Source organism: Ruegeria sp. YKSD179 (genome assembly GCF_059612885.1).
In genome coordinates this window covers 34,416-61,234 of record NZ_JBXWRL010000013.1, presented here as the reverse complement: position 1 = coordinate 61,234, position 26,819 = coordinate 34,416, and the positions used below count along the sequence as shown (strand labels likewise).

The 26,819-nt window shown below is 52.0% G+C and carries 20 protein-coding genes and 1 pseudogene; 16 read left to right on the top strand and 5 right to left on the bottom strand.

The window, feature by feature from the left end; translation table 11 throughout:
* Positions 1-409: 409 nt before the first annotated feature.
* From AC2FNE_RS09575 to AC2FNE_RS09565, 3 genes are all read left to right on the top strand, one after another.
* Positions 410-2,209, top strand: coding sequence for a GAF domain-containing protein (locus AC2FNE_RS09575; RefSeq protein WP_170603427.1), 1,800 nt, complete (start codon positions 410-412; stop codon positions 2,207-2,209).
* A 773-nt stretch (positions 2,210-2,982) separates the two neighbouring features.
* Complete coding sequence (locus tag AC2FNE_RS09570) at positions 2,983-3,477, top strand: MaoC family dehydratase (protein ID WP_217362348.1); 495 nt, start codon at positions 2,983-2,985, stop codon at positions 3,475-3,477.
* Positions 3,470-3,841, top strand: coding sequence for a cupin domain-containing protein (locus AC2FNE_RS09565; RefSeq protein WP_170477077.1), 372 nt, complete (start codon positions 3,470-3,472; stop codon positions 3,839-3,841). Before AC2FNE_RS09570 ends, AC2FNE_RS09565 begins: the two co-directional genes overlap by 8 nt.
* 386 nt (positions 3,842-4,227) lie before the next feature.
* On the opposite strand, the gene AC2FNE_RS09560 is transcribed toward AC2FNE_RS09565, so the two are convergent.
* Positions 4,228-5,229 (bottom strand): LacI family DNA-binding transcriptional regulator, encoded by a 1,002-nt coding sequence (locus tag AC2FNE_RS09560; RefSeq protein WP_496805250.1) that lies wholly within the window; start codon positions 5,227-5,229, stop codon positions 4,228-4,230.
* 188 nt (positions 5,230-5,417) lie between these two features.
* Between AC2FNE_RS09560 and AC2FNE_RS09555 the strand changes: the two genes are divergently transcribed.
* The 6 genes from AC2FNE_RS09555 to AC2FNE_RS09530 all read left to right on the top strand — a co-directional run bounded on the left by AC2FNE_RS09555 (position 5,418) and on the right by AC2FNE_RS09530 (position 13,728).
* Entirely contained in the window at positions 5,418-7,742 is a 2,325-nt protein-coding gene (locus AC2FNE_RS09555; protein WP_254442552.1) for a DUF1989 domain-containing protein, read from the top strand.
* 5 nt (positions 7,743-7,747) lie between these two features.
* Positions 7,748-8,800 carry a quaternary amine ABC transporter ATP-binding protein gene (locus tag AC2FNE_RS09550; protein WP_170603703.1) on the top strand — a complete coding sequence of 351 codons (1,053 nt, stop codon included), beginning with the start codon at positions 7,748-7,750 and terminating at the stop codon, positions 8,798-8,800.
* A gap of 4 nt (positions 8,801-8,804) precedes the next feature.
* Positions 8,805-8,978: a hypothetical protein gene (locus AC2FNE_RS09545; RefSeq protein ID WP_496805249.1), complete on the top strand. Its 174-nt coding sequence runs from the start codon at positions 8,805-8,807 to the stop codon at positions 8,976-8,978.
* A gap of 174 nt (positions 8,979-9,152) precedes the next feature.
* Positions 9,153-10,349, top strand: a complete 1,197-nt coding sequence (locus AC2FNE_RS09540) for an ABC transporter permease (protein ID WP_496805248.1) — start codon at positions 9,153-9,155, stop codon at positions 10,347-10,349.
* Positions 10,350-10,386: 37 nt separating this feature from the next.
* Entirely contained in the window at positions 10,387-11,334 is a 948-nt protein-coding gene (locus AC2FNE_RS09535; RefSeq protein ID WP_496805247.1) for an ABC transporter substrate-binding protein, read from the top strand.
* A gap of 627 nt (positions 11,335-11,961) precedes the next feature.
* Positions 11,962-13,728: an adenylate/guanylate cyclase domain-containing protein gene (locus AC2FNE_RS09530; protein ID WP_496805246.1), complete on the top strand. Its 1,767-nt coding sequence runs from the start codon at positions 11,962-11,964 to the stop codon at positions 13,726-13,728.
* Between the two features lie 225 nt (positions 13,729-13,953).
* Here AC2FNE_RS09530 and glyA read toward each other — a convergent pair whose 3' ends face one another.
* The gene (gene glyA, locus AC2FNE_RS09525; RefSeq protein ID WP_496805245.1) at positions 13,954-15,261 is read right to left on the bottom strand and encodes a serine hydroxymethyltransferase; all 1,308 of its coding nucleotides are present in this window, start codon (positions 15,259-15,261) and stop codon (positions 13,954-13,956) included.
* An 84-nt stretch (positions 15,262-15,345) separates the two neighbouring features.
* On the opposite strand from glyA, the gene AC2FNE_RS09520 reads away from it, so the two are divergent.
* The 4 genes from AC2FNE_RS09520 to AC2FNE_RS09505 all read left to right on the top strand — a co-directional run bounded on the left by AC2FNE_RS09520 (position 15,346) and on the right by AC2FNE_RS09505 (position 19,928).
* Positions 15,346-16,236 (top strand): LysR family transcriptional regulator, encoded by an 891-nt coding sequence (locus AC2FNE_RS09520; protein WP_496805244.1) that lies wholly within the window; start codon positions 15,346-15,348, stop codon positions 16,234-16,236.
* Positions 16,237-16,694: 458 nt separating this feature from the next.
* Positions 16,695-17,555 (top strand): hypothetical protein, encoded by an 861-nt coding sequence (locus tag AC2FNE_RS09515; protein ID WP_496805243.1) that lies wholly within the window; start codon positions 16,695-16,697, stop codon positions 17,553-17,555.
* On the top strand, positions 17,552-18,316 hold the full coding sequence (locus AC2FNE_RS09510) for a hypothetical protein (RefSeq protein ID WP_170603445.1): 765 nt from the start codon (positions 17,552-17,554) through the stop codon (positions 18,314-18,316). The genes AC2FNE_RS09515 and AC2FNE_RS09510 overlap by 4 nt, the downstream gene beginning before the upstream one ends.
* 154 nt (positions 18,317-18,470) lie before the next feature.
* Positions 18,471-19,928 carry a pyridoxal phosphate-dependent decarboxylase family protein gene (locus tag AC2FNE_RS09505; protein ID WP_170603447.1) on the top strand — a complete coding sequence of 486 codons (1,458 nt, stop codon included), beginning with the start codon at positions 18,471-18,473 and terminating at the stop codon, positions 19,926-19,928.
* 225 nt (positions 19,929-20,153) lie between these two features.
* Here the strand turns inward: AC2FNE_RS09505 and AC2FNE_RS09500 are convergent, their stop codons facing one another.
* A complete protein-coding gene (locus tag AC2FNE_RS09500) occupies positions 20,154-21,686 on the bottom strand; it encodes an arylsulfatase (RefSeq protein WP_170603449.1) in 1,533 nt (510 codons plus the stop codon).
* Positions 21,687-22,012: 326 nt separating this feature from the next.
* Between AC2FNE_RS09500 and AC2FNE_RS09495 the strand changes: the two are divergent.
* Both AC2FNE_RS09495 and AC2FNE_RS09490 read left to right on the top strand, forming a co-directional pair.
* A pseudogene (locus tag AC2FNE_RS09495) lies at positions 22,013-22,495 on the top strand (NAD(P)-dependent oxidoreductase); the annotation flags it as partial.
* Positions 22,496-22,912, top strand: coding sequence for an NAD-binding protein (locus AC2FNE_RS09490; protein WP_496805290.1), 417 nt, complete (start codon positions 22,496-22,498; stop codon positions 22,910-22,912).
* A 93-nt stretch (positions 22,913-23,005) separates the two neighbouring features.
* On the opposite strand, the gene AC2FNE_RS09485 is transcribed toward AC2FNE_RS09490, so the two are convergent.
* Both AC2FNE_RS09485 and AC2FNE_RS09480 read right to left on the bottom strand, forming a co-directional pair.
* Complete coding sequence (locus tag AC2FNE_RS09485) at positions 23,006-24,178, bottom strand: pyridoxal phosphate-dependent aminotransferase (RefSeq protein WP_496805242.1); 1,173 nt, start codon at positions 24,176-24,178, stop codon at positions 23,006-23,008.
* A gap of 193 nt (positions 24,179-24,371) precedes the next feature.
* The gene (locus AC2FNE_RS09480; RefSeq protein WP_496805289.1) at positions 24,372-25,571 is read right to left on the bottom strand and encodes an ROK family transcriptional regulator; all 1,200 of its coding nucleotides are present in this window, start codon (positions 25,569-25,571) and stop codon (positions 24,372-24,374) included.
* 186 nt (positions 25,572-25,757) lie between these two features.
* Here AC2FNE_RS09480 and AC2FNE_RS09475 point away from each other — a divergent pair, with 186 nt between their 5' ends.
* A complete protein-coding gene (locus AC2FNE_RS09475) occupies positions 25,758-26,777 on the top strand; it encodes a sugar ABC transporter substrate-binding protein (RefSeq protein WP_170477101.1) in 1,020 nt (339 codons plus the stop codon).
* Positions 26,778-26,819 lie beyond the last annotated feature (42 nt).

Sequence of the window (26,819 nt, the reverse complement as noted above, 5' to 3'; positions counted from 1 at the left end):
TAACGTGTCCTAACCTTTAACTTTACCTATTAACAAATGCTGACACAGTTTGGCACGTATTCAAAAAAAGTTTAGGTCAGGTCAGCTTTTGCCAATTGATGTAGAACCAAAGGGTTCGAACGGACATCATTGTTGCTATTTTGCAAAATTTACTGCTTAAAACCAAAGCTTGCCTGCAATTCTCGAAACTTCAGAAAAACAGACTTTCCCTTCATCCCGCGCGGCATTTTTGTCCATAGTATTTTCGTTCTTGGTCGGTCGTGACCGGACGACAACTGTCGGGTTATCGAAACAGGCGGTAACATCAATGGATTGATTATCTGCTTAGGGCTCGATGCTGACAATGCTGCCGTTTGTTAGTGTGGTACCCATTGGAAACGAACCGGTCGGGTTTTGAGCAGAGGTTAGGGTGACTACAGATTTGGAAAGCGTGAATGCCGAAGTCGCGATCTTGCGTGAAAGGGAAGCGGCAATGCGCGAAATACTGCAAGCGATCAGCGCGTCGCGAACAGATTCCGGGCCTGTTTTCGAAACGATACTGAAAAATGCAGCACGTCTTTCAGGAGCGCCCTTGGCCAATCTCGTCATCCTGAACGACATGCGCAGTCATTGGACGCTGGAAGCACATTTTGGAGAGGGATTGCGTCATTTAACCGTGGGAAAGACCACGCGTCTTTTGGACAGTAAACTTGTACCCGCTGTTTCAATGCGGACAGCCTCAATCGTACAGGTTGAAGACTTGGTGGATACCGACCTTTACCGCCAAGGTGATCCCGGTCGGGTCGCAATGGTTGAAGTCGAAGGCATGCGGACCATCCTGGGTGTTCCACTTCTGCTCGATGGTGAAGCAATAGGGTGCATCACATTATTCCGACGCGAGGTGAAGGCCTTTACACAAGATGAAATTGAATTGGTGGTAACCTTTGCCGCTCAGGCGGTCATCGCCGTTGAAAATGTGCGCCAGTTCCGCGAAGTGCAAGAGCGGCTCATGCGGGAAAAGGCCAACCGCGAGATATTGGAGGTTATCAGCCTTAACCCTGACAATGAGCAACCAGTCTTCGATGCGATCATCAATCGCGCTGCCAAACTCTGTCGTGCACCGCATGCGGGACTGCTGCTTCGTGATGCTGACGACCGGCACCTTATTTTAGCGGCCGCTAATGTCGAGCAGTCTGGGTATGTGGACTTTCTTCGGGCGAATCCACATTCGATGAAGGATGAAACCTCGCTTTCGGTAGAAGCAGTTCGCTCCATGGAGGTACGCCAGTATCCAGATATCGAAGCGTTGGCGGAAGGCACGGCGATTTCAAATCAACTGAAGAACACTTGGAAACTGGAGCGTATGCGCACATTGCTATACGTGCCGCTGATCAAGGGCGACCGCGCAATTGGTGTAATCGCTCTTTATCGACTTCATGTCGAAGAATTCAGCAACGACGATATTGAGATTCTAAAGCTTTTCGCTGCCCAAGCAGTGATCGCGATTGACAATGTGAGGCAGTTCAAAGAACTCGAGAACCTGAACGCTGAATTGGGCGACCGCGTTAAATCCCAAGTCGGTGAACTTGAACGCTTGGGACGCCTTAAACGTTTTCTACCTTCTGCTGTCGCTGACGCTGTAGTGAGCGCGGGCGACGATAGCATGCTGTCCTCTCATCGTGCTCTGATCGCGACCTTGTTTTGCGATATGCGCGGCTTCACGGCGTTCTGTGAGGCCGCAGAACCCGAGGAAACCATCGAAATCCTCCAAACCTATCATCAGGAAATGAGTGAGTTGATCGACCAGTATGGCGGCGGCGTCGATCAGCGGGCCGGCGACGGCATCATGATTATTTTCAATGACCCTATCCCTTGTGATGATCCCGCGGGCTGCGCAGTGCAGCTCGCGCTGGCAATGCGTGCCAAAATGCGAGAGCTCTGCGCCAAATGGAGAAAACTGGGCCATCGATTGGGCTTTGGTGTCGGTATTTCCTTTGGCTATGCCACGGTCGGCATCGTAGGTTCGGCCGGGCGCTATGACTACACCGCTTCCGGAACATCTATCAATACTGCTGCCCGGCTATGCGACATGGCTGCGAACGATGAGATTCTGATCTCTCCACGCACTTGGGCCGCAGTTGAGGGCGCTATCCAAGCGGAAAGCCGGGGAGAGGTGGAAATGAAGGGTATCAGGGAGCCTGTAGAAGTTTTTGCGGTTGTTGCTGACTAGATTTGAATTAGACAACCAATGCCCGAGAATTTTCGGGCCAAGGAATGTCATCTTCATTGCGAACAGCCATATTGCTTCTTTTCTTTGAAGCGCACTTGCGGGGCATGCTTGGCGAAAGGCTGGTATCTTGATTGACGCAAGCAACAACCCCCAAGTACGCAAAAACTTTAGGAATAAGCGACTTCCAAATCTCCTGTTGTTATCTTGAAAGCGGCCAATCGAATAGAAAGACTAAAGAATATTAACTTTATCACGCCCTAATGGGCTTGCAGTACTTGGAATGATCGGCACATTCTGTCGACATGACAAAGACGGGAAATTGGATTTTTGCATTAACCCTGATGGTGCCGCCGTATGCTCCTGCAAAAGCTTTAGAAATGAGTTGCATCCACCCTGACCGTCCTAACCAAACATACTCGGTTGCTGGTGACCAAGGTGTCTACACTTGGGATGGCCACGAGGTCGAACGATCATGGAGGCTAGAGTGCAACGAGCATAAAGAAGGCTCCGCAACGTGTCACAGATCAGAGCGCTTTGGGGAAAGCGGCAGCAGCGTTATAGTTTTTCGAATGTTTCCAGACGGCAGCCTGGTCGAAAGTGGGTATTGGGCTTTGCTAAATACCAGCCGCGTTATCGTTACACCCGGTTTCGTTTGCAGCACCCACCACGAATAATCGACCCTATTTTCGTCTACTGTCTGATTTTGGCGCGGACCAAACGTTCGCTGCGGTTGTTACATCGTCTGGCCCTCGGACGACTCATAAGGTTCCGCATTGACGAGCAAGTTGCTATTTACCTATTATTTCGAGATGATTAGCGGCAAATACTTTGACGATCTATCAGTTGGTGATGTTTTTGATACCGGTGGGATTACGCTTACCGAAGGCTCTATAATCGACTTCGCACTCACGTATGACCCTCAACCATTCCACGTGAACAAAGTAGCGGCGACGGATTCGATTTTCGGTGGCGTCGTTGCAAGTGGCTTTCAAACAATAGCTCTCACCTTCCGACTGTTTCGTGACACTGGTGTGCTAACCGGCACCAACCTGGGAGGCCACGGCATGGACGAGGTGCGGTGGCTCGCACCCGTATTTCCGGGCGACACGCTTCGCGCGCGTATCACGGTCGAGTTGCTCACTCCATCTCGCTCAAAGCCAGATCGGGGAACTGTCCGGTTCCGCTATCAGACGTACAACCAGAACGACGTCGAGGTGCTTAATCTTGTCATGCACCACGTGATGGCTCGGCGGAAGACAAATGATTAAATACATACTTGGCGATAATGTTGGCGCTCTTGAACCTTGGCCGTTTGACAACCCTAAAAGTGCCTACCGTATCGTTTCTGGCAATCCATATGCGTCAGGTCGGCTTGACGCTGGTGGGCCCGGAGATACGACACGGGCCGGTATCTGGCGCTGCTCCAGGGGCGTGTTCGAATGCACAGAGCAGGGCGATGAGCTTATGACGATATTATCTGGACGATGCCAGTTGACGAACAAAATTAGCGGCGAAGTATGTGTCCTGCGAGCAGGAGAAAGTTTGTTCGTACGTGACGGAACGCGGTTGGAATGGGATATAATCGAGGAAGTGACCAAGGTTTTTTTTGGTCACAAAGTGGATGGCTATTGATTTCTTTGAATTATCCAAACTGGGAAAGGAAATCACCTAAAGTTGCCGTAGTGTCATAAAGATTTTGGTGGTGAAACTGCCGTCGCCATCGTCCGACGGTTCCCCGAGATTTTGGCAAACTGGGTATGACCAAATCTCGAGATGTGAGCGTTGATTGCAGACGTCGATCAAGTGGGCATCGCGCTGATACCCCATGTAGTTTTCAGAGCTGAAAAAATCGAGCGGCTCGATTGCGCGGGAAAGGAAGAAAAAGGCCTCTTAGTAGTGCCCCTCATTTCTGTGAGGACGCGTCACCGGATGTGATCCCTCAACTTCAAATAACGCTTCTACGCCTCAACGGCAGTCATTCGAGGCTTTAGGCGCTCAATTCGCGCTGTCGAAATAGGTCATTTTATTTCTTTCACCGAAGACCGTCTGACAATTTCTGCATCCAGATTTTCTCGATGCAGCGGAACGCCTGTCTCAAGGTGGTCCATGATCTGCGTGGCAACTGCCTTACCCATTTCGGCTGCGGGAAGGTTGATGGTGGTCAACGGGGGGTGTGTTTCCTTTGCCCAGTCCAGATTGTCGAACCCCATGACTGACATATCGTCAGGAACCTCTAGCCCGGCTTCTCTCAACCCAAAATAAACTCCGAGCGCCAAAACATCAGAGAAACACAATACGGCTGTAGGCCTTACCTTGCCATGTAACACCTCGCGTACCGCTACGCGGCCACCCGATACGCTGAGTTCGGTCTCGTGGAACTCCAGCTCGACTAAAGGTGTATTTACTGTTTCTGCTCCTTGACGCCGCGCCAACGTTCGGTCGCTGGTTTTCAGCGGGCCATGAAAAATTGCAATCCTTTGGTGACCTAGAGATGCCAGATAGCGGACCGCCTCGGCGGCAAGTTTGCTGTTGTCGTAGCCAATAGTTGGAATTTTGAGGTTCGGGTCCCAAATCGAGGTGAACGCGATCGGCACCTGCCTTCTTAGGAACATATCCAGCAACTCTTTGCTGTGAGCTGCACCGCTTAGGATAAATGCCTCGGCACCCATGCCGAGAAGCTTGCGGGCTGCCTTCAACTCTTCTTCGTCTTCGCCGTTTGATATGGCTAGGACCAGTGAATAGCCCCGTGTACCAAGCGCTTGTTCGATTCCGGCTATAAACTTCGCAAAGACGGAATGCTCAATTGTTGGGATAATGGCTGCGATCGTATTGGACTTGTTTGTTGAAAGTGCGCGAGCTGCGGGATTCGGGAGGTAATCCAGCCGCTCGCATGCTTCAAGTACACGCTTTCGGGTTTTAGGACTTACGCTTTTCGAACCGTTCATCACCCGAGAGATCGTGGCAATCGAAAGACCTGTTTCTTTGGCTACGTCTCTGATCCTGCCCGGCGGTTTTCTCATCTTGCTAATGCCCAGCTCCAAATTAATTTGACGAATCCTTTCAAATTATGTTCATTGAAACCGGTTACATGTCAATTTCTAAAGAATTCAAGATGCTCGTGTTAAAGTTTTACCCAAAAATGTAACCGGTTACAAAGCGGAGCTCTAGTGAAGGTACAAAGAGATATGTCTCCAACACTGCAAGAAACATGCTGAATGTTCCAGCGGATCAGCAAGTCCTAAGACGCCGATATTCCGGGCTTAAGCAGCCAGGCACTATGCGGCTGGACGTTGGTTTTGGTGAGGCCGGGACACTGCGTGTTCCAAAAGACGCCGTTGTGTCGATCACTCAAGTCGATGGTGGCGCTCGGGCATGGTTGACCGCACTTTCTGATGACGAGCCGATCTTTGGCATTTCGTCGTTGGATGTGCCGGGCGAATTGTCGGAACCATTGGAAACCGCGAACTATGACAATCGAATGATGAGTGAGCTCGTCACTTCACGGGGCGGAAGCCTTGACACGTCGCGCGGCATCCAAATCTTCGAATCTTCGACGGAAGCAGGTGAAAATTACATCTTCAGGATGCGGCAGTCTGCCAGAGTCTTCATAATAGCTCCGGTGACGCCGGGTTTTATTGAAACCGGTGGTGGTGGCGCATTTCGTGTCGAGGTCAAACTGCCCGAAAACCAAATTGAAAGAGCATCTCTGCCGGAACCACTTGGTAAAATCGTCGATGAATGGCGGGTCACACGAGGTACGGCAAGAGCGTATTCTGTCAATAAAGGGCAGTTCATACAGGTGATCGATGTTGAGGGCCAGCAATGTTCCGACTTTATGGCGATGAGAGCTGATACGCTTGATGCCGGTATAGAACGATATATCGACTCGACAGTCTCTCGAACCATGGCCCGCAGCGCTTATCCGCTTCCGGGTTTGCACGACAAATTCTTCGATCAGGATATCAAGCCACTTCTGGCGGTTAGGCAGGACACCGTCGGGCGGCATGACACGTTTGCGCTTGCGTGTACTGCGCGCGGGTACGAAGAGCGTGGTTTTCCCGGACACCTGAATTGTTCAGACAACATTAGCGACGCCTTCGAGCCCTTCGGTATAGGCCGCAGACGAGCATGGCCGGCAATAAACTTCTTCTTCAACTCGTGGATTGACTGGGCAGATAACGCGATCGCCAGTGACGAAGCATGGTCACGCCCCGGCGACTACGTTGCGATGCAAGCCCTGACTGATCTCGTCTGCGTTTCGACGGCGTGTCCAGACGATGTCGACCCCATCAACGGGTGGAACCCAACCGACGTGCACGTTCGAGTTTATGAGAAAAACAGCACGATCACGCACTCTGTTGCTTGGCGTGCCAACCCCGAGGACGCAGTGAAAATGACAGCACATTCCGCGTTTCATCCACGGACGTCGAAGCTGACGTCGTCTTTTCACGTCTCTCGCGATCTTTGGATGCCAACGCAATACGACGCCACCGGCGCAGTTGAAGAATACTGGGCCTGCAAACGCGCAGCGACTCTTCAGGATATGTCAGGTTTGCGCAAGTTCGACATAGTAGGGCCGGACGCACTTGACCTTTTGCAAGCATGCCTGACGCGAGATGTATCAAAGCTGTCGGTTCATCGCGGATGCTATGCCCTGATGTGCGACGAGCGCGGATCAGTATTGGATGACGGTACACTTTTCCGGCTTGAGGACACCGCCTTTCGCTGGTGCTGTGGGTCGGACAATTCTGCTTTGCACCTGCGGGAGAAAGCAAAACACCTGGGTTTGAATGCGCGCGTTCTCTCACCCGGTGATCGCATGGTGAATCTTGCCATTCAGGGGCCGAAATCCCGCGATATCCTAAAGGATATCGTCTTTACCCAACCATCACGCCCTTCGCTCGAGAATCTCAAATGGTTCGGTTTCACGGTAGCGCGGCTTCGTGACCGTGACGGGCCGATGTTCATGCTTTGCCGGACGGGGTTCACCGGAGAGCTTGGCTATGAGCTGTTTTGCGACCGAAACGACGCTGTAGAGATTTGGGACGGATTAATGGAAGCCGGTTCGCCGCACGGGTTGGTCCCGATGGGCGGGCAGGCCCTTGAAATGCTCCGCATAGAAGCCGGCCTGATGATCGCGGGTGCCGAGTTTGGGCCCGATGCTGACGCGATGGAATCCGGGCTAGGCTTTGCGGTGGACTTCAAGAAGCCCGAATTTATAGGTCGCGCTGCGCTGGAACGGAATGCCGGCGCCGTGCGGCGAAAGCTTGTCGGACTTCACCTTACGGGTAATGAACCACCTTTGCATGGCGATGCAGTTTTCATCGGGCGAGAGCAGGTTGGCATAATAACCAGTGGTTGTTTCTCTCCCCAGTTAGGGCATGCCATCGCGATGGCACGGGTGGCTGTTGAAACTGCCGACATCGGAACGGAGTTGGAGGTCGGGAAGCTTGACGGTCACATGAAACGGCTACCGGCGCAGGTCGTCGACATCCCGTTTCTTGATCCCAAACGAGAAAAGGCGCGCGCGTGAACAACATGAAAAATGAAGGCGTGGTCGTCACGCGGAATGTCTGGAAAATCTTTGGCGACCGGGCAGCAGAGGCTATGGAAGCGGTGCGCCGGGAAAACCTTTCGAAAGCTGAGGTGCTGGAGCGCTATCAGGCGGTAGTCGGGGTTAAAGATGTCTCAATCTCGGTTGGAGAAGGAGAGATTTTCTGCATCATGGGTCTTTCGGGTTCGGGCAAATCGACTCTAGTCCGGCACATAAACCGGCTTATCGAACCAACCGGCGGCGAGATACTGATAAACGGTGTGAACGTCGGTGAGCTTGACGCAGAACAGCTTCGAATCCTGCGTGCCGACAAGATCGGAATGGTATTCCAGAACATGGCGCTTCTGCCGCATCGCACCGTGCGCGACAACGTGGCTTTTGCGCTTGAGCTGCGAAATGTTGATGCCTTCACCCGCGCACAGCATGCTGAACGGGTCATCGAGCTTGTGCATCTCGAAGGCTACGGCGATCGCCTTCCAAGCGAGCTGTCAGGCGGAATGCAGCAACGAGTAGGGTTAGCCCGCGCCATGGCTGCGGACCCGGATATCCTTTTAATGGATGAGCCGTTCAGCGCGCTGGACCCGCTGATCCGGCGCGGTCTGCAGGACGAATTCCTCGAACTGTCAAAGACGATGAAAAAGACCACGCTTTTTATCACTCACGATCTGGACGAAGCGATCCGCATGGGCAGCCGTATTGCCATCATGAAAGATGGCGAGATTGTACAGACCGGATCTCCTGAAGAGATCGTGACCAAACCAGCGGATGACTATGTCGCTGACTTCGTGGCTGGAATCTCAAAATTGAAGTTGGTTTTCGCCCATACAGTGATGCAACCGGTCGCAGCATACGAGACGAATGGGCGGGAACTGCCACCCGTATCGGATTGTCCAACAGCCGGGCCCGAAGACAACCTTGATATTTTGGTGTCGCTGGCCGTCGATCAGGAAAACCCAATCATCATCATGGACGATAGCAAGCCAGTAGGCGTTGTCACGAAGGACTCGCTTTTGCACGGAATTAAGGGAGAGGTCTGAGATTATGGCAACCGAACAGGAGCTTCGCAAACCCTTCCTGGAATTTGCCGGCCCAAACGGCGCGTACTATGCCGACACCTTTTTGAAAATCCAAAAAAACGTGCTGGGCCGCTGGCACGTCAACAAAGCCGCAACGCTTGGAAGCTTTGTCTGGGCCGCTTTGCGTGGCAATTGGTAGCTTTTCGTCATCGGTTTCGTAATCGACCTGATCGTCGCGGTTAACCTGGCGCTTGTCTTTAAATATTCCAAAGCCGCCGCAGACAACGCAGACAAGGACTTTCTGGTTGAACGTTACGAAGGCTGGAGCCAATCCAGCCTGATCGGCGCAATTCTGGTCTTTTTCCTAGGCCGGTTGCTATTTGGTTGGATAGCTGACCGTTTCTATGCACGGCAGTATGAGCGCTGGCGGGTCGATCACACTGTCAACAATGGCGTTGAAAAAAGCCGCCTTGTCCTTGCTGGCCTGATCGTGCTGCTGGTCGTGCCGCTAATGCTCTATCGTTCAACCCAGTTCGCGCCGGATGAACGGACCTGTATCAAGCAAACCCGCGCCATCGCTGGGGGAGAAGAGGTTAGCTTCAAGAACAAATTCGATTGCGCTGTGATTGGCGAATTCCCGACGCTTCTTTGGATAGAACGACCAGACAAGATCACCTTTCCACGCGACGAAAACGGAGATCGTATCGTTCTGCGCGAACCAGCACGCGAAGACGCACCACCGATCAACCTGAACACCTATGTCAGTCAGATAATCGACGACGGCATTGCATATTTGACCGTTTTTTACGGTTTCCTTTTTGACGGTATCACCAAGTTTCTGCGCGGTATGCTCAGCGCGATTTCTTCGGTCACTGTCGGTACGCCCTGGCCGATCACCATGGGTGTGCTCCTTTGGATGGCTTACAAGATGGCCGGTCTGCGGGTAACAATTTTCGTGGCTGCATCACTTGTCTATCTGGCTTTATTTGGGTTCTGGCAGACGGCGATGGATACACTGTCACTGGTTCTTGCGGCATCGATCATCTGCGTCGTCGTGGGTCTGCCGCTTGGTATTTGGGTCGGCAAATCTCAAAGAGGCCACGCGATCATGACGCCCATACTTGATGTGATGCAAACAATTCCATCCTTCGTCTATTTGCTTCCGGCCATCGCATTCTTTTCCATTGGCAAGCCTCCTGGAATTCTAGCAACTGTCATATTCGCGATGCCACCCATGGTGCGCCTGACTGCGCTTGGCATCCGGCAAGTTGGCGAAAGCACGAAGGAGGCCGCGCTGGCCTTTGGGGCTAACCCCAGACAGCTTTTAACGAAAGTCGAGTTGCCGCTGGCATTGCCCTCTATCATGACCGGCATCAACCAAGTGGTGATGATGTCTCTGTCAATGGTGGTGGTCGCTGCTCTGATTGGTGCGGGCGGCATGGGCTACATCGTTACCGAGGCGCTTGAGAACACTGAAACCGGCCGGGGCATTCTGGCTGGCGTTGGAATTGCCCTACTCGCGATGATGATCGACCGGGTGGTGCAAAAGGCGAATACAACTCGCCAGTAAACCGCGCCCAATGCGCGACATATCGAAAGGGAGAAGCATGAAACCAATGACAAACCTTGTCGCCGCCGTGGCGCTCTGCACAGCCGGAGGAGCCTCGGCGCAAGAGACAGTCAAGATTGGCGATTTAACCTGGACTGGTGCAACCGCAATCGGCCATGTCATCCAAGCCGTAATCGAGGGGCCTCTTGGCAGCGAGGCCGAGATTGTCGAAGGTCTGAGTGACGGCTCGGTCATCGCTGCTGGTATGGACAAGGGCGACGGCTCGGTTGACGTTTATACTGATCTATGGATGCCAAACCGTCAGGGTATCTGGGACCAGTACGTCGACGGCGCGAAAACAGTTGGTGTAAACCAACCCTACCTTGGAACGCAGATGATGTGTGTGCCGTCGTACCTTGCTGACCAGGTTGCTACGGTCGATGACCTCAAAAAGCCCGAGATTGCCGCGATGTTCGATAAGGATGGTAACGGGAAGGGCGAGTACTGGGCCGGAGATGCCGGTTGGAAATCCACCCGCATGTGGCAGGTGAAGTTTAAGGACTATGGCCTTGACGAGCTGTGGGAGCCGGAAATCTTGCCTGATGCGACTTTCAAGGCTCAGTTAAAGACCGCAATCCAACGCGAACAGCCGATCCTGTTTTACTACTGGAACCCAGAATGGGTGCACGCGGCTTACGAAATTTCACCTATCGGAGAACCCGAGCGCTACGAGGGCTGCGAAGACCACAATCTCGATGCCGAAGACTGGCTGGAGACGTCAAAGTTTGACTGCGCGAGTTCAGACGCGATGATCTATGTTGCGTATTCCAAGTCGCTTGAAGACCGGAACCCACCGGTCGCAAAGTTCCTCAGTCAAATGCAGCTTGATCCCGCTGTCGTAAACCAGTGGATCCTGCAAATCGGTCGTGATGAAGAAGATCCAAGGGATGTCGCCGAAAACTGGGTGGCCGAAAATATGGATGTCGTGAACGGCTGGATCAATTAATAGTGTTAAACAGGCTCGGCGCAGTTGCGTTTCTGCGTCGAGTTTACTTTACAACAACATTCTATGTTGAAGCTAGACGGCGTCATCTCCGGCTCGGTGGCCTATTTGATTTCGTGTAAATAATGAAACTGGTCAGTTTCACATAAGAACAGATGCGTAGTTAGCGGCAGACGCTCTTTGAAGGCCATAGGCAAGCAAAACTGCCAGGACGCATATTGGTCCCACTATTTCAACAACAGCTTTGAAAGATATCGGAGATAAAAGCCCAATCGAGAAAGGCTTCGCGAGAAGCCATTCTGATGGGAACTGTTTCCATTTGCCTAGACTTACCATCTTCAACTCGTAAAAAATAACAACTGGCTAAAATTATCATCCATCACCCAAGCTGCATAATTTTATCGCAGTTTTCATGACAAATTCGCTTTATTGAACAACTACAGTGTACATTCGCAGCGGCAAACGGCGCATTGTTAACCCAATCACGTCTGCAGAACGCGGTTTCACCGACGTTTCCTCGTTGAGCGCTTCATACGAAGGCAGAAACCGGTTCGGCCCCACATCAATGGACTCACAGGCCGTCGAAACATAAAATGGCGATACAGGATCTTGTCCGGGGGAATCCGGAAGATGACAGACGACCAAGTTCAACGAAGGCTCACGACAATACTTGCAGCTGACGCAGTTGGTTTCAGCCGTCTAATGGATGCGGACGAGGAAGCGACCCTTCGAACGCTTAGGGATCACCGCGAGATTATCGATTTTTTAGTTTCTAGCCACAATGGGCGCGTGTTTGGATCGGCTGGCGACAGCGTGATAGTTGAGTTCCCAAGTCCGGTAGAGGCAGTACGCTGCGCTGTTGAAATCCAAAGCGGCATACAGAAGAGCAACTCCGGCTTTCCGGAAGAACGCGTCATGCGTTTTCGTATTGGCATAAATCTGGGTGACGTGATGGTGGAAGGTGAAAACCTTTTAGGCGATGCCGTAAACATCGCGTCGCGGCTCGAAGCATTAGCTGATGCCGGGGGTATTTTGATCTCCGGGACGATATACGACCAGGTTGCCGGAAAAATTACGAATACAGTGGAGTTTGACGGGGAGAAAACTCTTAAGAATATCGAAGGCTACATACGTACCTACCGCGTGTCCGTCGAAGAGACGAATGGGGAAACGTCTCAGAGAAATTCAACCGGCCTTGAATTTGACCCGCCAGAGCGACCTTGCATCGCGATTATCCCTTTCAAATTCATGGGGTCCGAACCAAACAAAGACTATCTGGCGGATGGCCTCAGATTCGGTATTTCGGCTACATTGACGCAGCTTTCGGGGCTCTTTCTGGTTCACGCGCCGGCCCTGAATTCTTATCGTGGAAAGGACGTGTCTGCGCCAACGGTGGGCGCCGAGTTTGGGGCACGCTACATCCTAGAGGGTGCTGTTCAGCAGGCAGGGAACCGTATTCGGGTCACGGTTCAACTCACTGATGTCGAAATAGGGCAAACGATTTTCGCACAACGCTATGATCACGTTCTTGATGACATTTTTCAGGTTCAGGATGAAATCACCCGTCAGATTATCTCTGCGCTTAACATTGAACTGGCGACAAACGAACGGAACCGAATTTGGTTCGGGAAACTCAACAGTCCGGAAGCGGTGGAGTACTATTACCGAGGCGCAAGCCACTTCTATGAATTGAACCCGGAAGACAATGCAATTGCTCGTGGTTTGTTTGAAGAACTATACCGCGTTCAGCCGGACTCGGTCGTCGGTCCGAGCTACGTTTCGGTTACACACTGGATTGACGGTTTCTTTTTCTGGACCGACCCCGGGGCCAGATCCATGAAATTGGCGGCCAGTTGGGCGCAAAAAGCAATGGAATACGAAGACAATAATGGTATTGGCCATGCCGTATTTGGACATCTGCTGCTGCTTGAAGGCAGGTATGAAGAGGCTTTGGCGCTGTGTAAAACCGGAGCAAGGCTTCGGGCCAGCTGCCCTTTGGCTCACGCTTTGCATGGGCTTGTGTTGAACTACTGCGGTGACGCGCATTCAGCGGTTCAGAGTGTGAAAGAAGCCCTTAATCTTGAGAAAGTGTATCCTGCATGGCTGATTGACATTCTCGCTGCCGCTTACCGGGACTGCGGGGATGTTGCGCTTTCGATTCCGGCGGCAAAAGAGTCATTGAGGATAAATCCTAGGAACAATGACGCTCGCGTCATTCTCTGCAGTGATTATGGGCTAGCATCGGAACGGGACGCAGCACGGCGAATTGCCGATGAAGTCATCACGATTGATCCTACGTTTCGTTTGTCCGACTATGCCAAGAGCCAGCCGTATAAGGATCCGGCAGCGCTCGACCGTGTGATGAACGTGCTTCGAGATGCCGGGCTTCCGGACTAAGCGAATGGCCTCGTGTTTTGGGTCCTAGTCAGTGGGTCGGCAGTCCGCGCAACTGGGTTTCCGAACGAAATACCCAGTGTCGCTACGCATTGGCAGCGTTCGTCCAATTACCCTAGTTAACTTATTCGCTCTGAGTCACAGCAACCACCGACCGAATACATTTGACTTATCGGCTTGCAGAAAGCGCAGTCATACGGAGGCACGCTTCATGTGGTTGCGTTCTGATCAGTTCACGAAGTGCAGCCTGTTAAACTCACCACGCCAGGCGGAGACCTCAGGCAGAATTTGCTCTGCGTTCAGGCCTCGCTTGATCAAATAAGCCAAACGCTCTGCATCATCCGAAGTCATACCCCAGCGAACCAATTCGGGTGTACCGATCCGAAGACCGTTCATATCGCCCTCAACGGGTTTCGTGGGCAATCCGATACCGCATGCGAGGAATCCGCTTTTTCGCAACTGTTTGGATGCCGTCTGACCGCCGCCGAAAGGTGATGCCAAAACTGCAAATTGGTGCGAGTTGGTAAAGCCATTTGTCCCGGCGAAGACTGGCACGCCATGCGCATCAAGTGCTTTGGCAAGTGATTTAGACATAGCGATCATCTCGTTTGCGTAGGCCTGCCCAAAGTCTTTCCAATCCAGCATGGTTACCGCAAGCGCGGCTGTTTTGGCGGCATCGAAATTGGCTGTCATACCCGGGAAGGCAATGGCATCCAGCGCTTTCGCTATTTCGGCGTCATTGGATACGATCAATCCTCCAGCCGGACCACCAAGGCTCTTGTAGGTGCTCATCGTCATGAAGTGGGCACCTTCGTTCAATGGGTTGGACCACGCGCGCCCAGCAATGATGCCGCACTGATGGGCGGCGTCGAACATGACCTTGGCGCCGGTGTCATCCGCAATTGCGCGTACTTCGGCTACGGGATGTTCAAAAAGGTTCAAACTACCGCCAATCGTGATCAATTTGGGTCGCTCGGCTCTGGCCAGGTCACGCAAATGGTCCAGATCAACGGTGTAGCCATCAGCGTTGACCGGAGCCTCGACGGTGCGCAAACCAAATAACCCAGCACAGCCGGACGAATGATGGGTCACATGCCCGCCGATTGATGCGGGCGGAGCAATAATAGTGTCGCCGGGTTGGCAAGTCGCCATAAAGCCATACAAGTTGGCAATTGCACCTGAGGGCACCCGAACTTCGGCAAACTGGGCATCAAAAACCTCGGCGCAAAGCTCTGCTGCGATGACTTCGATTTCTTCAATCGCTTCCAAACCCATTTCATATTTGTCACCGGGGTAGCCCAACGAAGGCCGTGACCCAATTCCCGATGACAAAAGCGCCTCGGCCTTGGGGTTCATCACATTCGTTGCCGGGTTGAGGTTAAAGCACTCTTGTTCGTGAATGCGGAGGTTTTCTTCTGCCAGATGCTCAAGCCGGGCCAAAAGATCGCCCGACGTTGTCGACGCGGACTTTGTAGCGATGTCCTGAATCAAGGTTTCGCTTGCGGCAGGCACCCAATCTCTTTGTGCAAGTGTCATCTGACGTTCTCCTGTTTTTCCAACATTGACGGCTGTCGCGTGACATCGCAAAGCAGATTTGCTATTTCTTGGCGTAGAAAAACTATGGCTAGTAAGATGAGCGTTGCTCCGAAACGCCCCAAGGGGCCTCCTCTGAACGCAATGCGCGCCTTTGAGTCAGCGGCGCGTCATGTCAGCTTTGTTGCAGCGGCCGAAGAGTTGAACGTCACACCAGGGGCGATCTCTCAACATGTCAAAGCCTTGGAGGGTTGGGCTGGAACGCCGCTATTCCGCCGTAATGCCCAAGGAGTTGAACTCACACGAGAAGGGCAGTTGCTTATTGCTGACTTTAACGAGGCGTTTGATCGCTTGGCCGATGCCGCACGAGCTTTGCGGAACCTCCAGCCCAAGGCGGAATTTCACATCGCAGCTCTGCCCGCAGTTGCTCAACTTTGGCTTCCCAAACGGCTTCGCCGGATAAGAGCGCAACTTCCGAACATCAATTTTTCTGTCACCGCATTGGAAACACCACCAGGCCTCTCGCGCGAACTTTTCGACCTGTCGATATTCTTTGCTTTGCCTGACGGGTCACCAAATCAAATTGTCGTCTGTGAAGATGAGATTACCCCAGTTTGCGCGCCTACAGTTTTGTTGCGCGCGCAACGCCCAAATGGTTTTCAAGATGTTCCACTGCTACACGATCAGACTTGGAAAGGTGATTGGCCCAAGTGGTTGCAAAGCAATGGTTTTCATATGCGCGACGAAAATAGCGGCCCTCAGTTTTCGCTCTATAGCCTCGCGGTCGAAGAGGCAAAGGCGGGCGCCGGCATTTTGATGGGGCACTTGTGTTTGATCGAAGATGACATTGCATCAGGGTCACTGACAGCGGTAAATACGCAATCCTGCCCAACAGGTCTTTCTCTTGTAATCCAGTTGCCGCGGCAGTCACGACGAAGGCCCGAAACTGATCGGGTCGTTTCTCTGTTATCAAGTTGAGCGAGAGAACGATACAGCCTATCGGCCAGTACTTGGCATTTCCGTTCTTTCAGGTGCGATGACAAGATCAGTCCAGCCCAATGCCGTTTAGAAGATCGACCCCATGAAAATCGATACTTAAGTCAATTCAGTTCCGCTAAACCAAGTAGACTTGCCCACCCGACCGCTGCGAGAAGAGAGCTACCCAACCAGACTTTCAGATTCTCTGCTTAGGCGGCATTGCCAACTTAAAAACCAAGTAGGAGGCGTTTGGGAACAGTTTGGCGGCTCAGTGCGCTGTGTCCGCTACTGGAAATTTGAATAAAATGCGACGCTAAACCGATGAAAATTGGAGTTGAATCGAAGTCCAGTGTTGGCCTTCGTTAGTCAAGCGGTTAATTTCGACAGAGATTCATGCCGTGCGTCCGGCACGACCTGAGGCAATTGGGGGCTGCATGATCGGGATAGGGGGAACGCAGATGGCATCGTCTCGACTGAACAGAGGGTTGCTTATTGTTGCTCTGTTCGCCTTGTTACCGGGGTGCAGTAGCAAGGCCCAAGATCAGAGCAACTTGGCTGAAACCAGTTCGCAAACCAACGCTACTACAAGGAACTCTGCGAATGCTTTGGCTGGGATCGATCCTGCCACCTACGCTGGCGATTTCCAGATAAAGCTGAGCAAAGAGGTACCTCTGCGTGACATTCCAGTGCCCTTCACTGTCTATGGTGGTCTTGAAGAATCCAGTCCTACCAGATTGCGTTTGAAGGCCTTCATGGATTTGCGTGGATTGCAGGACAAGGCACCCGAAATGCTGACGGGCCCATTGGAAGAGACCTGTAAACGCCAAATTTACCTCGAAATTCAAGATGTCACCGCCAAGGGTGACACTGTGCAGGTCAAAGGTTCTGCCCGCGCCCAATTTTCAACGTGCAACCGTCGCGAGGAACCGGGATGGCGCTATTTCGGTGCAACCGTGGATGCAGTCGCGATCGGCAAGGCAGAGGTTAAAGGCCAATGCCTGACATTCAGCATCGAAGATATTGACCTTGATCCGCGCGGCTTGATCGGCGGTATTTCCAATCTTTTCGGTTTGACTGAACGTATAAATAACGCGGTCCTGGAAAAGGGTGGCGAGTTTTTGGCCGAAAACCCTGTCTGTCCGCCGTTACCCGAAGAATTTTCGGTTCTCGATCCGAATTACGAGTCGGGCGGTACTCGCGAAATTGCTCCTGGCGGGATGGGCGCAGCTATTGTTGGATCTGCCGATGTCAGTGCCGATACGATAGTTAAGTTGCTTGGAGAGCTCAAAGAGCTTGGTGTATTGGAGTTTGCTGAATGAGACTTTGGTTTGTCGTTCCGGTCTTGGTGACTCTCGTATTTGGTGCAGGCGCATCGAGCGCGCAGCAGGTGAATTTTGTCTTTGATGCTTCAGTTCCAGTGCGGGAAACGGAACTGCCATATAAACTTGATCTGGGCTTAAGTGCGGTAGGCCCGACAAGGGTAGGGGTGGATGCTCTTCTCGATCTTCGTGAAATCCAAAAGATTGTACCGGAGCGCTTGGCCGATAACGCAATAATCGACAATTGCGGCCTGCAGGTAAGGCTGGATGGTCTGAGCTTTTTGGCTGAAGGCGATGCAATTGATTTAGATGGGGACGTCACCATAACAATCTTCGAATGCAGCCGCACCGGTGACCGAGACTTTCAGCGAGGCGAAGAGAAAAACGCATTGTCAGCAAACATGTCCACTGCCGCAACCGTCGAATTGCGGGATAACTGCGCCTATTTCAAGCTTCTTGATCTTACTCTCGCGGCCCCCGAGTTAAATCGCGAGCAGGTTCTGGAGGAGGATACGCTTGAGTCGGTTAAGGAACTGATGTTGGCAGCCGTTGATCTTGTTTTGAATGAAAGCCCGCTTTGCCCGGAGCTTCCACCAAAACTTGCGTCGTTGGATCCGACTTACGACAAAGGTGGCCCGCGAGAGATCGGTGATGGTGGCCTTGGTGTTGTTCTTGAAGGATCCGTGGATGTGAGCCCTTCAACAATTCTGGACATTCTTACGGTTCTTCAACGTCAGGAGTTGATTCCGCCGGCACCTTAGCGGCTTTTAATGTACGCTGGGGTGTCCGACTAAAAGCTGCTTTCAAGTATTAGGGCCAAAATTGGCCTTCGGCAGGATGTTTGTCAGACAACGATTTTCTTGCACTGAGCACGTTCTTCCAGCACGTTCAAATTCAGTTAGGGAGCGGCGGCATATGCGGGATAACAAAGAAGAAAGTCTCGATCCGGATGAATGGGAGTTTAGCCGTGCTCTTGCCCACAAAATGGTGGACGAGGCCATCGACCACTTAGCGCGTGTCCGAGAACGCCCTGTATGGCAGGCCATGCCGGAAGAAGTCAGGGCCACTTTCCAAGATGAGTTGCCGCTCAACCCCAGCCCTTTGGAAACTGTTTACAAGGAATATAAGGAGACTGTGCGCTCTTACCCAATGGGCAATATTCACCCTCGTTTTTGGGGTTGGTACATGGGGTCCAGCAACTTCACAGGGGCTTTAGGTGATTTTCTTGCGGCTGTTGAGGGCACCAATCTTGGAGGCGGAAATACCGGCGCCGCCCAGGTTGAGCAGCAAGTCTTAGATTGGCTAAAAGAGATTGCGGGTTTTCCCAAAAGCGCCAGCGGCACTTTAACCAGCGGTGGGTCGGTGGCGAACCTCGTCGCGCATACGGTAATCCGGAATCTCTCTGCCGGTTACGATGTCCGCAAAGAAGGCGTCGCCGAATTGAGTAGACCTTTGCGTTTTTATGCTTCGGATCAAGTACACAGTTGCCATCAGAAAGCCTTGGAGATTTTGGGCCTTGGGTCAAAAGCGCTGGTGGAAGTTCCGACAGATGCGCATCAGAGGCTGCAGATCGACGCGCTGCAAGCCGCGATTGTCGAAGACAGGGCGAAGGGATTGCAGCCAGCTTGTGTGATCGGGACGGCTGGTACTACAAATACCGGAGCAATAGATGATCTGACTTCAATCGCGGATCTGTGCGATCACGAAGGCCTTTGGTTTCACGTGGATGGTTGCATTGGGGGCGTTCTGAGACTGGCCCCAGAGTATGCCGATCTGGTAGCCGGGATCGAGCGGGCGAGCTCTGTTGCCATCGACCCTCATAAGTGGCTTCATACTCCGTTCGAGGCAGGGGCCGTACTGATCAAAGAGCCCAAAGCCCATTTTGCCACATTTGAAATGCACGGTCCTTACCTGCAACTTCAAGAGCGGGGTATGATTGCCGGAAAATTCCTTGCAGATTATGGCTTAGAACTTAGTCGCGGCTTCCGTGCGCTGAAAATCTGGATGGCATTCAAGGAACAAGGCGCCGCGAAGTTCGGAAGAATCATATCGCAGGATATTTCCCATGCGCGGTATATGGCCAACCGCGTTGAGCAGCATGTTCAGCTGGAATTGGTCGCTCCGGTGAATTTAAACATTGTGTGTTTCAGACACGTTGCAGCCGACGAAGGAGCGGCAAAGACCCTGAACACGGAAATCATGCTACGCCTTCAAGAGCGCGGACTTGCAGTACCCTCTGACACAACGGTAAACGGCAAGCATGGCCTTCGTTGCGCTTTCAACAACCACCGCACAAAACGCGAGGACATCGACGACTTTTTGAACGATGTACTTCGTGTTGCTGACGAAATTATTTCGGAAGAAAACGCTTAATTTACCCTGCAAAATCAGGATTGGCACGCAATCCAATTTTATCTTGATCTCGTGGTTGATTTCCGGGGTTGGTCTGACCTTGGTTTAATTTCGACCATCTTGTTTCGCGCATACGCTGACACTTGGTGATCTCTATACATGGAGTGCCCCCTAGCCGCATAGGATTGTCATAATTGACGGGCGACAGCAAAATGCCGCCGCCCACTATGTTTTTGCATGGTCAATTTAACCGCCTTGGTTTCGCTGAAGGCTTTGCAAAACTTGATCGATTGAGAAGCTGGCTGGTTCTTGACGTGGTGGGTAGTCCTCAAAGGTCTGAAGGAATTGCGCCACAAATGCTTGTGCCGGAGCCAACGCAAACATTCGCTCTGCACGCCAACGACCGTAACCGATTGACTCGTGCTCTGCCCTCTCAAACGGGTCCGCATAAAGATCAATCAATTTTGGAAACCGCAGCTGAACAAGTGGGTCCTGCCAAACATCAAATCCATGCGCGCGCTGTTCGGCAAAAACAACTTTGAAGCGGTTGTATCTCAGATTCATTAAATCGCCTCCGTCCGAGAAGTAGAAAAATTCCTTCCGCGGACCATCTTCGACTTCGCCGCTGAGATAAGGCAAAAAGTTGTAGCCATCGAGGTGGACCGGCTCGTTCCCATCGCCAAACGGCGCTTCAGTCAGCATTCGATCCTTCATATCGGCATCGCCCAATGCTGCCATTATTGTTGGGAACCAGTCGAGATGGCTGATGATGTCACTGGATCTGCGTCCAGGTTCGATCACGCCCGGCCATTTGATAATCAATGGCACCCGGAAACCGCCTTCCCAGTTATCGTTTTTTTCACCGCGGAACGGCGTCGTGCCCCCATCGGGCCAAGTAAACACCTCTGCGCCGTTGTCGGTTGTATACATCACGACCGTGTTGTCAGCGATGCCCAACTCATCCAGCTTGTCGAGCAATTGCCCGACCATACCGTCGTGTTCAACCATCCCGTCAGGGTAAATTCCAAGACCGGTAACTCCCTCACTTTCTTCTTTGAGATGGGTCCAGACATGCATTCGAGTTGAGTTCCACCAAAGAAAGAATGGGGTGTCTTGTTCAACAGCCCGGTCCATGAAGTCTAGCGCGCCAGCGGTGACTTCTTCGTCGATGGTCTCCATTCGCCTACGCGTCAGAGGTCCTGTGTCCTCGATTTGCCCGTCTGCCGTGGCTTTCAAAACCCCACGCGGACCAAAGCGTTCCCGGAATTCCGGGTTTTTGGGGTAATCCGGGTTCTCTGGTTCTTCCTCTGCATTGAGGTGATAGAGGTTCCCAAAAAACTCGTCGAAACCATGTGCTGTTGGTAGATGTTCGTCCCGATCACCAAGGTGGTTCTTACCGAACTGACCTGTCATATAGCCCTTGGATTTCAGGTACTCGGCGATAGTCGGATCTCGCGCATCCATGCCTTCGGCTGCCCCGGGAAGGCCAACCTTCAATAAACCAGTCCGAAAACCAGACTGCCCGGTGATGAAAGACGCACGGCCTGCAGTACATGACTGTTCGCCATAGGAATGCGTGAACAGCATTCCATCTTTGGCAATGCGGTCAATGTTGGGTGTTTCGTAACCCATCATGCCTTGGTTGTAGGCGCTGACATTCCAATATCCGATGTCGTCGCCCCATATCATGAGAAAATTCAGTGGTTTCTCCTGTGCACTGGCGCCTGAGGCGCCAATAGCAAATGAGGAAAGTACTGCAATGGAACGCAGAAACTGCATATCTTTCACTCCCTGAAAAATTATTTGAATAGTGCGGTCAGGATCGCATGATTCCGCGAAAAACCGAAGCTATAAGGTCAAAGCGCCTCATTTGGCTTAGAGCGTCACGTGGTAATATCGGTCGCTATTCCGGATTTGCGGATTAACGTCTCAACCCTGAAGCAGATTTTTGGAGCTTCCTTGGGCGAACGAGGAAGTCAAAGTGTTTTTGGTGTGGATTTCATCCATTCAGTGAAAAAATGCGTCGCGAAAATCCGTACAGCTGTTTCTTCGGTTATTGTGAAAGTGGGGCGTGAGCTTAAAGTAAAAAACACAAGTCTCGGGGGGAGAATAGTATGAGCAAAGAGCGGATAGGTTTTGTCGGTGTCGGTTTAATGGGGCACGGCATCGCAAAAAACTTGTTAAAAAACGGCTACCCGTTGACGTTGATCGCGCACAAAAACCGCGCACCCATGGAAGACTTGTTAGCGCAAGGCGCACAAGAGGCAAAATCGCTCTCCGACCTCGCAATACAATCCACCGTAATTCACATTTGCGCGCCCGGCTCACCGCAGGTTGAAGCGATCGTGGAAGAGCTGCTCCCAACTCTTAGTGAAGAAGCGGTGGTGGTCGATTGTTCGACATCAAACCCAAATTCAACGGTCGCTTTAGCTAAGCAATTAAAGACCAGGGGTTGCCATATGGCAGACGCGCCATTGGGTGGCACTCCGGTGCAAGCCGAAGCCGGGGAACTTGCAACCATGGTTGGGGCTGACGAAGATGTATTTGAACGATTGCTGCCTGTTTTTCAGACTTGGGCCAAGTCAGTCGTGCATTTGGGTCAGATCGGTTCAGGTCACAAAATGAAACTGCTCAACAACTTCCTGTCGTTGGGCTATGCGGCATTGTATTCAGAAGCGCTGGCTCTTTCAGAGAAAGTTGGGATTTCGACAGAGCAATTCGACTCGGTTATTCGCGGCAGCCGTATGGATTGCGGATTTTATCAGACTTTCATGGGTTACGCTGTAGAGGGCAACAGAGACTCGCACAAGTTCACGATGAAAAACGCGCTAAAAGATTTGCGATATCTTGAGGCGATGGCGGATGAGGCTGCAATCGCAAACCCAATCGGCAATGCAATCAAGAACAGTTTTGCGATGGCGTGCTCTGCTGGCGGAGATGGAGCTGAGGATTACGTGCCGCATCTGGTTGACTTTGTTGCACAACGTAATGGGGTAAATAAATAGCCTTGGAATTTGGGCGTTTGGAAAACGGTTTGAATCGAACGCAACCCTTGGAATTCTCAAAGTACAAACATTTAAAGGCAAGGAAACCAGCGTCTATGCGCTCGATATGAAAGTTTTCATCCTGTTCAGAGCCTCGCGAATATTCTCTTGGCTGTTTGCGTAACTCAAGCGGATGTAACCTTCGCCAAGAATACCAAAATCTGGTCCGCCGATAGTTGCAACCCCGGGCCCCTCCAAAAGTGCCGAAGCCAATTCCTTGGCTTTGAAACCGGTCGAAGAGATATTGGGAAACGCGTAAAACGCGCCCTTCGGCGTGATGCAACTGACACCTGGAATATCGTTCAAAAGTCTGACAACCAGCTTTCTCCGCGCATCAAACTCAGACAACATCTCGCCCACAGCGTCTTGAGGGCCCGTCAACGCTTCGAGGGCCGCAAACTGAGCTGGAGTGTTGACGCAAGACCATGCGTTCACTGCAAGTTTTCTGGCTTTTTGGTAAAGCTCGTCCGGCCAAACCGAATAACCCAAACGCCATCCGGTCATCGCATAGGTCTTGGACCACCCGTTTAGCAAAATTACCCTGTCCCGGATTTCCGGATAGCTAAGCAGGGTTACGTGTTCTTCGCCGTCATAAAGCATTTGGTCATATATTTCGTCACTCAAGATCGCGATATCCGGTCGATCCATCAACCCAGCGACCAGGTTGTCCACCTCTGCCTTGGGCGTGACACCACCGCAGGGGTTTGCTGGCGAATTGAGGACAATTAACCGCGTTTGGGGCGTGATAAGGGAAAGCGTCTCCTCTGCTGAGAATGCGAAACCGTTTTCCTCGCGTATGGGCACCGGGATAGGACGCGCGCCAGTAAACTCAATCATCGATCGGTAAATCGGAAAACCGGGGTCTGGGTACAAAATGTCAACGCCTGGCTCTCCGAACATCAAAATGGCAGAGAACATGGTTACTTTTCCACCAGGTACGATCAAAACATTTCCAGGGTTTACGCCGACGGAAAAACGGCGATGCAGATCAGCAGCAACAGCCTCACGTAACGGGAGAATACCAGTTGCGTCGGTATACCCGTGGTGCCCATCGCGAAGCGCTTTGATGGCAGCGTCGACAATATTTGGCGGAGTGGGGAAATCTGGCTGACCGATGCCGAGGTTAATAACGTCCTTTCCGGAAGCTGCAAGCGCGCCTGCTCGGGCAAGTACTGCAAACGCATTCTCTTCTCCGATACGGTCAAACCCGTCGACAGTTTTTAGCATGGTCGCTCCCTAAAAAAACCGAAATTCAAAGAACCCTGCGGCGGGATGACTCCCACCGTTGCCCAAACGGTAGTTATTCTTTTGTACGGTTAATACGTAAAGGCGTATTTCGCTGACGTGAAGGGTTAATTCTTTTTCACGTTCAGGCGGATGAGTGCGAATTTGCAAACAGCAGTGATGACCGTATTGTGGTTCAGGACACTGATAAGCCAGCATTTGTGTTCAGCAAGAATTGGCGGAAAATTGGACTGCTTGCAGCGCCAATGCCCCGAGCGTTTTCGCCGACTGAACCGGCCTCCACACGCGGAGGTATCAGCCCTCGTTTGTCTTGGTTGACCAAATAACGCTTAACCCTTGCAACCAGTTCCTCGCGAACATCCGTTGGGAAGGCGCCATCTATAAAAATGGCCTCGAAATCTATGACTGCGCAGATCGAAAGCGCAGCCTTTGCAAGCTCCTGTGCAGTGCTACCGATCCAGGGGTCCACGTATCGTGCTATGCTGCTCCAGTCTTGAGGTTTGACCCAAAGGATTGCGGGGTCGACATTCGCTTGGATCAGGCGATCTTCAAGTAGGTGCAGCGATGCGACATCAATGAGTTGTTGGCTTTCACCCAACGGGCTCGTCGTGCGCATAGCTCCTAATGCGCCAGCGTTTCCCTGATTTCCCTCGAATACTGTACCGTTCAGCGCAACACCTCCACCGATCATCGATCCAATAAAGAAATAAAAGTAGTCACGGTATTCGCCTCCACGTCCGTAAAGATGTTCCGCGTGACAAGCGGCCGTTGCGTCATTGACCACGAACACCGGAAGATCGCTGAACTTGGCGACTTCTGAAAAGAAATTGACGTCTTTCCAAGACCGGAACTTTTCAGCCGCGATGCCTGTTAAGTCATGCCACCGCCAAAGTTCAAATGGTGTCCCTATCCCGATACCACAAACGCGGCGGCGGAGCCTGTCAGATTCATCCGCCAGCAAATCAGTTAGCCCGCTTTTAAGAAATCCGAACACTGTTTCGGGAAAGGGGTAGTCGTAGGAAATCGAGAACTGCCGACGCGGATTGCCAGCAAAATCGATTAAAAGAAGATCAGCACTCCGCCGTCCGATCTTCATTCCAACAGACAAAACACCATCTGGATTAAGCTCCATGGGTATCGATGGTTTGCCTACTTTTCCTCGGATTGGCGTGCCGCGCCTGAGAATCTCGTCTTTCTCCAACTTTCGTAGAATTATGGAAACGGTCTGAGGGGACAGGCCGGTCAGACGCGCAACGTCAGCGCCCGGGGTGGGTCCATGCCTTTGTAAAACTGTGAGAATCAGACGCTCGTTGTGGTCGCGAACACCGCTTTGGTTCACCCCACCAGTTAATTTTACAAGCGTCTCTTTCTCCATGAAACCGACCATAATCAGCTCCTATCCCTTTGGAAAGATGACACCTCTAATTAATAAATCAAGTTTATTTATTTATTGACAGGCGCGTCAGAATCACCTTTCCTATGCTCAGACCCGCGTAACGTATAAAAGTGGGTCATTGCCGGAGACTTCGGTGCATTCAAGGACATTACCCGGGAGGAAACCATGAAAAAGCTACTTTATTTTGCCGCGTCAGCTGCTGCTCTTGCGATTGGAACGTCATCCGTTCAGGCTGCGGGTGAAACTGTTTGCCTGATTACGAAAACTGACACTAACCCATTCTTTGTGAAAATGAAGGAAGGTGCCACTGCCAAAGCTGAAGAGCTTGGAATGACTCTGAAGGCGTTCGCAGGAAAAATTGACGGTGACCATGAAACTCAGGTGCAGGCCATCGAAACCTGTATTCTTGATGGGGCCAAGGGTATCCTTTTGACTGCTTCAGACACCAGCTCAATTGTCCCTGCAGTACAACAAGCCAGAGATGCAGGTTTGCTTGTTATTGCGCTTGATACACCTCTGAGCCCAATTGACTCTGCTGACGCGACCTTCGCGACTGACAACTACAAGGCTGGTTTGTTGATCGGACAGTGGGCAAAGGCCAAAATGGGCGACGCGGCAGCGGACGCGAAAATCGCGACCTTGGATCTGAACGTCAGCCAGCCGACCGTGGATGTTTTACGCAACCAAGGGTTCCTGGATGGTTTTGGCGTAGACTTGGCTGACCCGAATGTTATTGGCGATGAAACAGACCCACGACTGGTTGGCAGTGACGTGACCGATGGCAACGAAGAAGGTGGCCGCCGCGCTATGGAGAACCTCCTTGCAAAGGACCCGACAATCAACGTTGTTCACACAATTAATGAACCTGCGGCTGCAGGTGCTTATGAGGCTCTGAAATCCATTGGCCGTGAAAACGATGTGTTGATCGTATCTGTTGATGGCGGTTGTCCCGGCGTTCAGAACGTAGAAGCAGGCGTAATTGGTGCCACCAGCCAGCAATACCCGTTGTTGATGGCTTCATTGGGCGTTGAAGCGGTCAAAAAATGGGCTGAGGAAGGCGTTAAGCCGGAAAATACTCCTGGAAAAGACTTTTATGATACCGGAGTAGCCCTCATCACCGATCAACCGGTTGATGGTGTGGAGTCTATCTCTGTATCCGAAGGTTTGGACCTCTGCTGGGGTTAATTGCCCAGTCTTTGGGTGGGGTGCCTAACAGCACCCCGCTAT

What these genes read in the sequence shown, in the direction of transcription:
- AC2FNE_RS09535 (WP_496805247.1), top strand. Translation starts at nt 10,387, where the DNA reads ATGAAACCAATGACAAACCTTGTCGCCGCCGTGGCGCTCTGCACAGCC.
- AC2FNE_RS09520 (WP_496805244.1), top strand. Translation starts at nt 15,346, where the DNA reads ATGGCTAGTAAGATGAGCGTTGCTCCGAAACGCCCCAAGGGGCCTCCT.
- AC2FNE_RS09485 (WP_496805242.1), bottom strand. Translation starts at nt 24,178, where the DNA reads ATGCTAAAAACTGTCGACGGGTTTGACCGTATCGGAGAAGAGAATGCG.
- AC2FNE_RS09565 (WP_170477077.1), top strand. Translation starts at nt 3,470, where the DNA reads ATGATTAAATACATACTTGGCGATAATGTTGGCGCTCTTGAACCTTGG.
- AC2FNE_RS09500 (WP_170603449.1), bottom strand. Translation starts at nt 21,686, where the DNA reads ATGCAGTTTCTGCGTTCCATTGCAGTACTTTCCTCATTTGCTATTGGC.
- AC2FNE_RS09545 (WP_496805249.1), top strand. Translation starts at nt 8,805, where the DNA reads ATGGCAACCGAACAGGAGCTTCGCAAACCCTTCCTGGAATTTGCCGGC.
- AC2FNE_RS09505 (WP_170603447.1), top strand. Translation starts at nt 18,471, where the DNA reads ATGCGGGATAACAAAGAAGAAAGTCTCGATCCGGATGAATGGGAGTTT.
- AC2FNE_RS09530 (WP_496805246.1), top strand. Translation starts at nt 11,962, where the DNA reads ATGACAGACGACCAAGTTCAACGAAGGCTCACGACAATACTTGCAGCT.
- glyA (WP_496805245.1), bottom strand. Translation starts at nt 15,261, where the DNA reads ATGACACTTGCACAAAGAGATTGGGTGCCTGCCGCAAGCGAAACCTTG.
- AC2FNE_RS09480 (WP_496805289.1), bottom strand. Translation starts at nt 25,571, where the DNA reads ATGGAGAAAGAGACGCTTGTAAAATTAACTGGTGGGGTGAACCAAAGC.
- AC2FNE_RS09550 (WP_170603703.1), top strand. Translation starts at nt 7,748, where the DNA reads ATGAAAAATGAAGGCGTGGTCGTCACGCGGAATGTCTGGAAAATCTTT.
- AC2FNE_RS09560 (WP_496805250.1), bottom strand. Translation starts at nt 5,229, where the DNA reads ATGAGAAAACCGCCGGGCAGGATCAGAGACGTAGCCAAAGAAACAGGT.
- AC2FNE_RS09510 (WP_170603445.1), top strand. Translation starts at nt 17,552, where the DNA reads ATGAGACTTTGGTTTGTCGTTCCGGTCTTGGTGACTCTCGTATTTGGT.
- AC2FNE_RS09515 (WP_496805243.1), top strand. Translation starts at nt 16,695, where the DNA reads ATGGCATCGTCTCGACTGAACAGAGGGTTGCTTATTGTTGCTCTGTTC.
- AC2FNE_RS09475 (WP_170477101.1), top strand. Translation starts at nt 25,758, where the DNA reads ATGAAAAAGCTACTTTATTTTGCCGCGTCAGCTGCTGCTCTTGCGATT.
- AC2FNE_RS09555 (WP_254442552.1), top strand. Translation starts at nt 5,418, where the DNA reads ATGCTGAATGTTCCAGCGGATCAGCAAGTCCTAAGACGCCGATATTCC.